A 10217-nucleotide genomic window follows, 5' to 3' on the forward strand; every position below is an offset into this window, starting at 1 on the left:
CATAGGGATTAATTTTTCCTGATCGCTTTCCAAGAAATTAGGTCAGCAACGCTTACCAACCAGCCGCCAGGGCCAATAAGGCAAGGCTTCCGGCGAAGATCCGCCACCATCCGAACAAGGCGTATCCATGTTTCGACACATAGTCCAAAAGCCAGCGCACCACCGCCAGGGCGCTGAAAAAGGCGGCGGCGAAGCCTATCAGGATCTGGTTCAGGGCGGCGGCGTCCAGGATGCCCCGATTCTGATAAAGATCATAGGCAAAGGCCCCCAGCATGGTGGGCATCGCCAGAAAGAACGAGAATTCGGCCGCCGACCGTTTGTCCGCCCCCAGCAAAAGCCCGCCCACGATGGTGGCCCCCGACCGCGAGACGCCGGGGATCATGGCAAGGCACTGGATCAGCCCGATCCCGAAGGCCATCGGCAAGGGGAAATCCTCGACCCGATGATAGACCGGGACCGCGGTCCGCCGGTCCACCCACAGCAGCACGATTCCCCCCAGGATCAGCATGACGGCGACCAGCATGGGGGTTTCGAACAGCACGGTCTTGATGAAACCGTGCGCCATGACGCCCACGACAGCGGCGGGCAGAAAAGCCAGCAGAACGGCGGCGACGAACCGGCGCGCCTGCGCATCGCGGGGCGCGTCGCGCAGGATCTGGGCGATCCGGGCGGCATAAACCCCCAGGATCGCCATCAGCGCGCCCAACTGGATCAGCACCTCGAACGAGCGGCCCGGCGAGTCGAAGCCAAGAAAATGTCCCGCAAGCAGGATATGCCCGGTCGATGACACCGGAATGAATTCCGTTAGCCCCTCGAGAACCCCGAGGATGGCCGCGACGATGGTGTTGGGTTCCATCAGTCGGCGCGCAGGTTCTTGGCTGACTGCTTGATCGCGTCGTATTGCCCCGAGGGCCGGAACCGCCACAGATAGCTGTCGATCACCGCATCCGCCGACACCGGCTGGATGCCCAGATCGGCAAAGCCGCGGGCGCCCGGCGACACGACATTGTCGCGGCGCAGCAGGGCCAACTGGTCCCGTGTCAGCAGCCGGTTGGTGAACAGCCCGCCGGTCAAGACTTGCACCACGCCCAGGATACGGGCGCCGATCCCCGCCACCCAGAAGGGCAGGTTCACCACGCCGCGCCGCCGCATCGTCGCCCGCAGAACCTGATCGACGATCTCGCGCGTGGTCAGCACGTCCGGCCCGCCCAGTTCATAGATGCCGGGCGCGGCCTCGCCCGTGGCGCCCTTGAGGGCGGCGCGGGCCACGTCATCCACGAAAACGGGTTGCATCCGCACCCCGGCCCCCACCACCGGCAGCAGCGGGCCGAACCGGGTCATGGCGGCAAAGCGGTTGTAGAAGCTGTCGCCCGGCCCGAACATGACCGAGGGGCGCAGGATCACCGCATCGGGGCGATGGCGCAGCACCGCAGCCTCGCCCCGCGCCTTGCCGGCGATATAGGCGCTGTCCGAATCGGGATCCACGCCGATGCCCGAAACATGGACGATCCGGGCCACGCCCATTTCCGCCGACAGGCGGGCGATGTTTTCGGCCCCGTCCTCGAACACGGCCTTGAAGCTGCTCTTGCCGCTGGGCGACAGGATGTTGACGCAGTTGACCACCGCGTCCGCATCGGACATGGCGGCGCGCACCGACAGGTCGTCGCGGATGTTGCACAGCACCGGCTGGACCTGGCCCACGGCGCCATAGGTGCGGGTGAACAGCGCCTCGTCGGGTCGGCGCACGGCCACGCGGACGCGCCAGCCCAGCTTGGCCATCTGCTGGGCGACCTGCCGGCCCAGAAAGCCCGAGCCGCCGAAAATCGTGACCAGTTTCGCCATGGGCGTCGCGCCTCCTGATGTCGATGCGTCTGCCGCTCCTTACCCAAGCCCGCCCCGCGCGACAAGGCGCACCAGCCCAGCCGTCGCGGAACCGTCACGAGGCGCCGGGGATTTTCGCAAGAATCTCCTCGCGCCCCCATTGACGCCCCCTGCGACTGGCATTAGGAACCCGCCTCACACCAGTTGGCCCAGATGGCGGAATTGGTAGACGCGCACGGTTCAGGTCCGTGTGCCGCAAGGCGTGGAGGTTCGAGTCCTCTTCTGGGCACCATCAAAAGCCCCTGGAAAACTGCGGTTTTCCGGGGGCTTTTGCTTTTCCGGGCCGGTCGGCACGGGGGCGGGATCAGGTCCCCCGGCCAACGCTGAGAACTGTTTGCTTGGGCCAGCCGTCGACCATGAAGGCCACCCCTGCGATAAGGCACATGCAAGGCACGCTCAGCGGCGCGAGGGTGCCATGAAGCGTTTGCAGGCCGGGGATGATGATGTGCGACGTGCGGGTGATATCGTGATCGGCCATCATGATTGATCTCTGGAAGCATGCGGTCGCGATATGGCGCAGGGAGGGCCGTCTCGATCAAGACGTTTCGGACCCGTCCCTTCACAAGGGCGAAACCTGCGCGCGCGATGGTCGTTTGTCAGGAAGGGACTTTAATCACAGGAGAGATGCGATGTCGGAACTGATCGTGATCGCCTTCGACGACGAACCAACGGGCTTCGAGCTGCGGGCCGAACTGGTGAAGATGCAGGGCGAATATCTGATCGAGATGGAGGATGCCGTGGTCGTCACCCGCCCGTCCGAGGACGAGATCAAGCTGCATCAGGCCGTCAACCTGACCGCCGCCGGGGCCCTGGGCGGGGGCTTCTGGGGCAGCCTGATCGGGCTTGTGTTCCTGAACCCGCTTCTGGGGGCGGCGGTGGGCGCGGCATCGGGGGCGCTGGCGGGCCGGCTGACCGATATCGGCATCAACGACGATTTCATGCGCGACACGGCCCGCGCCCTGCCGCCGGGCGGATCGGCGGTCTTCGTGCTGCTGCGCAAGATGACGGCCGACAAGGTTCTGGACCGGCTGGCCGGCTTTCACCATCGCGGCCGCGTGCTGAAAACCTCGCTCTCGCGCGAGGACGAGGATCGGTTGCGCGATGCCCTGTCCGGGAATGGCGGCGCATCGCCCGCGCCGGGCGCTTGACGCACGGGCCTGACGCATGAGAGACGCAGGCCCATGGTCCTGCGCCTTTTGTCCAGCCCCCCGGCCGAGACGCCTGCGATTCGCTGGCGTCCCTTGCGCCGCCTGCTGATCTGGACGCGCTGGCTGGCGGTGCGATTTGGGGCGCTGATGGTCGGGCTTGTGCTGTTCTATGGCCTCGTCAACCCGCCGACCACCTGGACCATCGCCAAGGAATCGACCATGCCCCGCACCTGGGTCGCCATCGACGACATCGCCCCGGTCATGCGCCGGTCGGTGGTCGCGGCCGAGGACGCGAATTTCTGCCGGCACTGGGGCTTCGACATGTCCGAAATCCGCAAGGTGGTGGCCTCGGGATCGCCGCGGGGGGCCTCGACCCTGTCGCAGCAGACCGCCAAGAACGTGTTCCTGTGGCAGGGCCGCAGTTGGACGCGCAAGGTTCTGGAAACGGGCTTCACCCCCCTGATCGAGGCCTTCTGGTCCAAGCGCCGCATCCTTGAGGTTTATCTGAACCTGGCCGAGTTCGGTCCCGGCATCTTCGGAATCCATGCCGCCGCGCGCGCGCATTTCGGCACCACGCCGGACCGCCTGACCCCCGTGCAGGCGGCGCGGCTGGCGGCCGTCCTGCCCGCGCCCAAGACCCGGCGGGCGGACCGTCCTTCGGCCCGGTCGCGGGCCATCGCCGACGGCGCGGCCACGATTGCGCGGGACGGGCGCGCAGGCTGCCTGTAGCATCCGCCCGCAGGTTGAATCACCGGGCCGGACGGCGTATCAACGGCGCCGTTGCGCAAAAAGGTCTTGAAACCGTCATGAACACAGCCACCCAGACCACGCGGCTTTATCATTCGCCCCTGTCGCCGTTCTGCCGCAAGGTCCGGCTGGTGCTGGCCGAAAAGAGGATCGAGGTCGAACTGGTCGAGGAGCGCTATTGGGAAGGTCCTCCCGACCTGCGTCGGCGCAATCCTGCAGGCAAGCTGCCGGTGCTGCGCCACCGGGGCAACATGCTGGCCGAAAGCCAGGCAATCATCGAATATCTGGACGAGGCCGTGCCCGCCCCAGCCCTGATGCCCGCAACCCCCCTGGAGCGCCACGAGGTGCGCCGCCTGTGCGCCTGGTTCGACGACAAGTTCAACAGCGAAGTGACCGCGCCGATCCTGACCGAACGGGTATGGAAGAAGATCACCCGGCAGGGCTATCCCGACAGCCGGGTGGTCAAGGACGGGCTGCGCGCGGTCAAGGACCACATCGACTATCTGTCGTCCCTGCTGGAAACGCGGCGCTGGCTGGCGGGCAACAGCCTGACGCTGGCCGATTTCACGGCGGCGGCGCATTTTTCCTGCCTCGATTATATTTCGGACGTGGACTGGGACCGGTCCGAGGTGCTGCGCGACTGGTACGCGACGATCAAGTCCCGCCCGGCCTTCCGGTCGATCCTGGCCGATCAGGTTCCCGGCATCCACCCGGCGCCGCATTATGCCGAGCTTGACTGGGGATAAGGCCGGGGGCGCTTTGCCCCCCAGCCCCCCCGAGGATATCTGGGTCAAGGCAAAGGAACGTCTGGCCGTTGAGGCCCAGGCGGTCGGATTCTCGCGAATGCGGGTGACGACGCCCGATGCGGTCCCGCTGGCGGCCGAGCGGTTGCAGCAGTTCCTGGACGCCGGGCATCACGGCCAGATGGGCTGGATGGCCGAGCGGACGCATTGGCGCGGCAATCCAGCCGCTCTCTGGCCCGAGGCCCGGTCGGTGATCGTGCTGGCGGAACTCTATACCCCCGGCCACGATCCGCTGGCGGTGCTGGGCCGGCCGGACCGGGCGGCGGTCAGCGTTTATGCCCAGGGACGCGATTATCACGATCTGGTCAAGAAGCGGCTGAAGCGCCTGGGCCGCTGGCTGCTGGAGCAGGCGCCCGAGGAGGCGATCAAGGTGTTCGTTGATACGGCTCCGGTGATGGAAAAGCCGCTGGCCCAGGCGGCGGGGCTGGGCTGGCAGGGCAAGCACACCAACCTTCTGTCGCGCGATCTGGGAAGCTGGTTCTTTCTGGGGTCGATCTTCACCACCGCCCCCCTGCCCCCGGACGCGCCCGAAGACGAGCATTGCGGATCGTGCCGCGCCTGCCTGGACGCCTGTCCCACAGGCGCGTTTCCCGCGCCCTTCCAACTGGACGCGCGGCGCTGCATTTCCTACCTGACGATCGAACACAAGGGCCCGGTCGATCCCGAGCTGCGCCCGCTGATGGGCAACCGCATCTATGGCTGCGACGACTGTCTGGCGGTCTGCCCCTGGAACAAGTTCGCCCAGGCCGGATCCGAGATGCGCTATCGCGGCATCATCGAGGCCCCCCCCCTGGCGGACCTGGCGATGCTGGACGACGCGGCCTTCCGGGACCGGTTCTCGGGCAGCCCGATCAAGCGCATCGGTCGGAACCGTTTCGTGCGCAACGTTCTTTATGCCATCGGCAATTCGGGCCGGCCGGATCTGGCGGATGTTGCCCGCCGCCTGACAGGCGATCCCGATCCGGCGGTGGCCGATGCGGCGGACTGGGCGGTGGCGCGCCTGGCCAAAGCGGCGGCCCTCAGCCGGCATCCGGTCTGATCCGGCCCGGCGGGTTCTGGCCTGCGGATCGGCACGGCCCTAGAGATCAAAGGCCAGAGGGCCGTAAAGGATCAGTCCGGGATGGGTCACGGGGGCCGTTTCCATGATTCGCGCCAGATCCTCTACGGTGCTGCGGATCAGATGCTGCTGGGGATGGCCGACCGCCTGGGCGAACAGCGCGGGCGTGTCCCCCGGCAGGCCATGGGCCCGCAGGCCGCGGGCCAGTTCGGGAAAGCTGCGCTGGCCCATGAAGACCACCGTCGTCACCGCCGGATCGGCGATGGCCGCCCAGTCGAGATCCTCGGGCAGATGGCCGGTGACGTCCGCGCCGGTGATGAACTGCACCCGCCGCGCCGTCAGCCGCCGCGTCAGCGGAATGCCTGCCGCCGCCGCCGCCGCGCTGGCCGAGGTGACGCCCGGCACGATCTCGAAGGGAATGCCGGCGCGGATCAGGGCGGCCAGTTCCTCCTCGAGCCGTCCGAAGATGCCCGAATCCCCCGACTTGAGGCGCACCACGCGCCGCCCCGCCAGGGCATGTTCCACCAGCAGGGCATTCACATGGTCCTGCCGGGCCGAGGGGCGGCCCGCCCGCTTGCCCACGGGGATCAGTTCGGCATGGGGATGGGCATGGTCCAAAACCGGTCCCGAGGCCAGGTCGTCATACAGCACCACCTCGGCCCGGGACAGGCGGTTTGCGGCCTTCAACGTCAGCAGTTCGGGATCGCCCGGCCCTGCCGAGACAAGCGAAACGAAACCGGCAGAGGTCAGAGGGTCGGACACAAGCAGGCCTTTTGCCATGGGATTTCAGCTATATCACCCGGACCCCGGCGGGCAATGGCGTGCGGCATCGTGGGACTTGAAACTTTCTCTCGGCGCGGGCGTGATGCGCCGCAGGGCAATGAAAGAGGCACCATGACCGTGATCTGCTGGTTCCGCCGGGTGCTGCGGCTGGACGACCATCCTGCGCTTGTGGCCGCCGCAGCGGCCGGCCCGGTGATTCCCCTGGTGATCCTGGACCCGGCCGAGGCGCGCGCCCGTCCCGCCTCGGCCCAGCGTCAGGTCATGGCGCTGCCCGGTCTGGCCGAGGCGCTGGCGGCGCGGGGCAGCCGGCTGGTGGTGCGCCGGGGCGATCCGGCCGCCGTGCTGGCCCGGGTCATCCGCGACAGCGGTGCCCGCGTGGTCCATGCGTCCCAGGGGCTGCCCTTTGCCCGCGACGACGGATTGGCCGCGGCGGTCGAGGGCGCAGGCGCGCGCCTGCATCTGCATCCGCTGGCCGACCTGGTGGCGCGCGGCAGCGTGCTGACAAAGGGAGGCACGAGCTTCAAGGTCTTTACCCCCTTCTGGCGGGCCTTGCGGCAGGCCGACATCGCCCCGCCGCTGCCCGCCCCGGACCTGGCCGCACCCGACCGATGGCCAGACAGCGACCCCCCCGACTGGCCCGAGGCCCGCGCGGCTATGCGTCGCGGCTGGGACGTGGTGGCCCGGCATGTCCAGGCGGGCGAGGGGACGGCACAGGACCGGCTGGACGCCTTTCTGGGGCGCATCGCCGGCGATTATGTCCAAGGCCGGGACCGCCTGGCCGAAGGGGACACCACCTCGGGCCTGTCGGACGCGCTGGCCGTGGGCGAGATCAGCGCCCGCCGGATCTGGCACCGCGCCCTGGACGCGCAGCATCAAGGCCGGGGCGGGGTCGAGGATTTCCTGCGCGAACTGGCCTGGCGCGAGTTTTCGCGCGAACTGTTCCACGCCGCCCCCGATCTGGACCGCGCCTGCTGGCGGCGGGAATGGAACGGCTTCACCTGGCGCGGCGACGGCCCCGATGCCGACGCCTGGGGGCAGGGCCGGACCGGCATCGCGGTGGTCGATGCCGGGATGCGCGAGATGTTCGTGACCGGGCGGATGCACAACCGCGTCCGCATGATCGCGGCCAGCTTCCTGGTCAAGCACCTGATGATCGACTGGCGGATCGGCCTGGACTGGTTCGCCCGGTGCCTGACCGACTGGGACGCGGCCAGCAACGCCGTGAACTGGCAATGGGTGGCGGGCTGCGGGCCCGACGCCTCGCCCTTCTTCCGGGTGTTCAACCCCGACACGCAGGCCGCGAAGTTCGATCCCGGTGGACATTACCGCCAGTATTGGCTGGCCCCCGAGGCCGAGGGAGCACGCCAGTTCGCCAAAGCCGCGCCCCTGTCCTGGCGGATCGACCTTGCTGCCCGGCCCGCGCCGCTGATGGATCTGGACACCGGGCGGCAGGATGCGCTGTCGGCCTATCGCGACTTTGCCGGACGGATGGCCGCGGCGCGATAGGCCAGCAGGGCGGCGGCAAGCCCCGCCAGCCCGGCGACCGGAACGTTCAAGGGCGACAGGTTCGCCACAAGGATCCCGAACAGCGCCCAGATCACCCCTGCCGGATAGGCCCATTCGCCGGGCCGGCGGGCCTGGATCATCAGGGCCAGCAGCGTGACACCGGTCAGGCACAGGATCGCCGCGATTTGCTGGGGCAGGATGCCGTATCCCGCCAGCACCAGGCCCAGCGATGCGCCCGTGGCCGCCGTCAGCCAACCGGCATAAAGCGCCACCGGCCGCACCTGCCAGGCCGGATCGCGCTGCCCCGCGCGCAGGAACGCCAGCGCGGCGGGCGCCAGCATCGCCCCGATCAACAGCGTGGCGCCGATGGGCGTGCGATGCGCCGTCTCGATCCAGAAGGCGCCCAGGGCCAGGCTGACCAGCAGCGAGGGCCGCATCGGCTGCCAGTCGGGATCGACGGCGCGCTTCCACAGGCCAAAGCCAGACCCCGCGACCAGCCAGGCAAAGATCAGCCCCCAGATCGAAAAGGCCCATCCTTCGGGCTGGATCGGCGGATCGACCTGCGGGATCGGAAACTGGTCGGGCCGATAGCCGCCAAAGCCGTTGGACAGCAAGGGCGAGACGGCAAAACCCAAAGCCGCCAGAAAGACCAGAATCGCAAGGCTGCGTGACATGATGACCTGTATCCGCAAGAAATGCCGCGGCCCAACGCCCTAGCCGGGCGGGCGTTCCTGCGCGGCAAGGAACCGCGCCCGATCCAGATCGGCGGGCGTGTTGATGTTGAAGAAGGGATCGGCCGCCGCTGCGTCCCAGACAGCGCGCGCCGCGGCGTGGAGTTCGGCAAAGCGGCGCACCCGCCGCTCGCCGCTCTGCAGAAAGGCCAGCAGATCGTGGCGCAGCGCCACCGGCCACAGCCCGCAGACCGGATGGTCGAAGACCTGCCCCGTGCCGTCGCGGCTGGCGGCCAGGACGATGCCGTTCCCCTGGGCGGCTCCCTGCGCGGCCAGTCTGGCGACCAGATCGGCCGGCAGGAACGGCGTGTCGCCCGCCACGCTGACCACCCGATCCGCACCCCGCGCGGCGGCCCAGTCCATCCCCGCCAGAATGCCCGCCAGGGGTCCGGGCAGGCCGGGCAGGCCATCGGCCAGGACCGGCAGGCCAAGCCCCGCCAGGCGGGCCGGATCGCCATTGGCGTTCAGCGCCAGCCCGTCGCATTGCGGCGCCAGCCGGTCAATGATCCGGGCCAGCAGGGACCGCCCGTCCAGATCCAGCAGCCCCTTGTCTCCGCCGCCCATGCGGGTGGCGCGGCCTCCGGCAAGGATGATGGCGGGGGGGCGGGTCATCCTGTGTTTGTGTCGCGATGCGGAGGACATGACAAGGGCTGCCGCACCTCAGGCATTGCCCCACGCGCTTTCTTGACAGGGCCCGACCGCCCGGCCAAGGCTTTTGAATGCGACACGATCCCCTGCCCCCGTTCCAGACCGAGGCCAGCCTGCCAGATCTGCCCTTTGCCACGATCGACGCCCTGATCCGCGCCCGGGGGGCAGAACAGGAACTCGACCTGCACGAGGGGCACGGGCGGTCAAACTGAGTCAGGCTGCCCGGGCGCGACGAGTTCGGAGCCCGGAGGGGACCGACCGGCAGCATCCTTTATGCGCGCGCCCAGGGCCGGGATCGGCTGCACGCCCTTCTGGACGCCACGACCCGCCATCTGGCCGACCGCCTGCCGGATCTCCGGGTGGTCTGGTCCTCGCTGGACCGGCCGGGGGCCTTGCCGCCGAATTTCAGCCTGGCGCGGGTGGCAGGCGTTACGCGGCTGGGGGCCGATTTCCTGCGCCTGCGGCTGGAGGGCGGCGATCTGGGCCGCTTCGCCCGCGACCTGATCCACTTTCGGCTGGTCTTGCAGCCCCCAGGCACCGCCGATCCGGCCTGACCCCTGATCGGCCCGGACGGGCTGACGGGTGCAAGTCGTGCCTTCCGGTTGCCGATCACGCTGAAGCTGCGGTGACAACGGGGGCTGTCGGCCCCCCCCTCTCCTCCGGAGATTTCCTCCGAAGGTATCAACCAAGGGCAAAGACCGCGGTCGTCAGCCGGAAACCTCGGGCTAGGGTCCAGACTCATAACCACCACGTGACGATAGCGGCGAGGGCTATGGCTGCGGTGTAGGTGCGGGCGAGCTTGTCGTAGCGGGTGGCGACGCGGCGGAAGTCCTTGATGCGACAGAAGGCGCGTTCGACGAGGTTTCTGCGTTTGTAGGGCTCCGGGTCGAAGGGGTGCAGACGCTTTCGATAG

The 10217-nt window shown here is 68.5% G+C and carries 14 protein-coding genes and 1 tRNA gene; 8 read left to right on the forward strand and 7 right to left on the reverse strand.

Annotated elements, in window-relative coordinates; all coding sequences use genetic code 11:
• Window positions 1-52: 52 nt before the first annotated feature.
• Together EYE42_RS06465 and EYE42_RS06470 are read right to left on the reverse strand one after the other, a co-directional pair.
• The gene (locus EYE42_RS06465) at window positions 53-856 is read right to left on the reverse strand and encodes an undecaprenyl-diphosphate phosphatase (protein ID WP_130990495.1); all 804 of its coding nucleotides are present in this window, start codon (window positions 854-856) and stop codon (window positions 53-55) included.
• The gene (locus EYE42_RS06470; protein WP_130990496.1) at window positions 856-1842 is read right to left on the reverse strand and encodes a complex I NDUFA9 subunit family protein; all 987 of its coding nucleotides are present in this window, start codon (window positions 1840-1842) and stop codon (window positions 856-858) included. Before EYE42_RS06470 ends, EYE42_RS06465 begins: the two co-directional genes overlap by 1 nt.
• Before the next feature lie 186 nt (window positions 1843-2028).
• Here EYE42_RS06470 and EYE42_RS06475 point away from each other — a divergent pair.
• A tRNA-Leu gene (locus EYE42_RS06475) sits at window positions 2029-2113 on the forward strand.
• Window positions 2114-2185: 72 nt separating this feature from the next.
• Here the strand turns inward: EYE42_RS06475 and EYE42_RS15955 are convergent.
• Window positions 2186-2362 (reverse strand): hypothetical protein, encoded by a 177-nt coding sequence (locus tag EYE42_RS15955; RefSeq protein ID WP_165455722.1) that lies wholly within the window; start codon window positions 2360-2362, stop codon window positions 2186-2188.
• Between the two features lie 148 nt (window positions 2363-2510).
• Between EYE42_RS15955 and EYE42_RS06480 the strand changes: the two genes are divergently transcribed.
• From EYE42_RS06480 to queG, 4 genes are all read left to right on the forward strand, one after another.
• Entirely contained in the window at window positions 2511-3029 is a 519-nt protein-coding gene (locus EYE42_RS06480) for a DUF1269 domain-containing protein (protein WP_130990497.1), read from the forward strand.
• A gap of 33 nt (window positions 3030-3062) precedes the next feature.
• Window positions 3063-3758 (forward strand): monofunctional biosynthetic peptidoglycan transglycosylase, encoded by a 696-nt coding sequence (gene mtgA / locus EYE42_RS06485; protein WP_130990498.1) that lies wholly within the window; start codon window positions 3063-3065, stop codon window positions 3756-3758.
• A 77-nt stretch (window positions 3759-3835) separates the two neighbouring features.
• Window positions 3836-4522, forward strand: a complete 687-nt coding sequence (fzlA, locus tag EYE42_RS06490) for an FtsZ-binding protein FzlA (protein WP_130990499.1) — start codon at window positions 3836-3838, stop codon at window positions 4520-4522.
• A 13-nt stretch (window positions 4523-4535) separates the two neighbouring features.
• The gene (queG, locus tag EYE42_RS06495) at window positions 4536-5618 is read left to right on the forward strand and encodes a tRNA epoxyqueuosine(34) reductase QueG (RefSeq protein ID WP_281277804.1); all 1083 of its coding nucleotides are present in this window, start codon (window positions 4536-4538) and stop codon (window positions 5616-5618) included.
• A gap of 39 nt (window positions 5619-5657) precedes the next feature.
• Here queG and cobA read toward each other — a convergent pair whose 3' ends face one another.
• Entirely contained in the window at window positions 5658-6416 is a 759-nt protein-coding gene (cobA, locus tag EYE42_RS06500) for a uroporphyrinogen-III C-methyltransferase (protein ID WP_130990501.1), read from the reverse strand.
• A 114-nt stretch (window positions 6417-6530) separates the two neighbouring features.
• Between cobA and EYE42_RS06505 the strand changes: the two genes are divergently transcribed.
• Window positions 6531-7925: a cryptochrome/photolyase family protein gene (locus EYE42_RS06505; protein WP_130990502.1), complete on the forward strand. Its 1395-nt coding sequence runs from the start codon at window positions 6531-6533 to the stop codon at window positions 7923-7925.
• Here the strand turns inward: EYE42_RS06505 and EYE42_RS06510 are convergent.
• Window positions 7886-8599: a hypothetical protein gene (locus EYE42_RS06510; protein ID WP_130990503.1), complete on the reverse strand. Its 714-nt coding sequence runs from the start codon at window positions 8597-8599 to the stop codon at window positions 7886-7888. The two genes, EYE42_RS06505 and EYE42_RS06510, sit on opposite strands and share 40 nt — an antisense overlap.
• A gap of 39 nt (window positions 8600-8638) precedes the next feature.
• On the reverse strand, window positions 8639-9268 hold the full coding sequence (gene mobA / locus EYE42_RS06515) for a molybdenum cofactor guanylyltransferase MobA (protein WP_130990504.1): 630 nt from the start codon (window positions 9266-9268) through the stop codon (window positions 8639-8641).
• A 107-nt stretch (window positions 9269-9375) separates the two neighbouring features.
• On the opposite strand from mobA, the gene EYE42_RS15960 reads away from it, so the two are divergent.
• Window positions 9376-9516 carry a hypothetical protein gene (locus EYE42_RS15960; protein ID WP_165455723.1) on the forward strand — a complete coding sequence of 47 codons (141 nt, stop codon included), beginning with the start codon at window positions 9376-9378 and terminating at the stop codon, window positions 9514-9516.
• Window positions 9517-9663: 147 nt separating this feature from the next.
• Complete coding sequence (locus EYE42_RS06520) at window positions 9664-9858, forward strand: hypothetical protein (RefSeq protein ID WP_130990505.1); 195 nt, start codon at window positions 9664-9666, stop codon at window positions 9856-9858.
• A gap of 184 nt (window positions 9859-10042) precedes the next feature.
• Here the strand turns inward: EYE42_RS06520 and EYE42_RS06525 are convergent.
• Window positions 10043-10217 (reverse strand): transposase (locus EYE42_RS06525; protein ID WP_165455724.1); only part of this gene is annotated, 175 nt, incomplete at its 5' end.

The organism is Paracoccus subflavus, from assembly GCF_004310345.1.
Lineage (GTDB): Bacteria > Pseudomonadota > Alphaproteobacteria > Rhodobacterales > Rhodobacteraceae > Paracoccus > Paracoccus subflavus.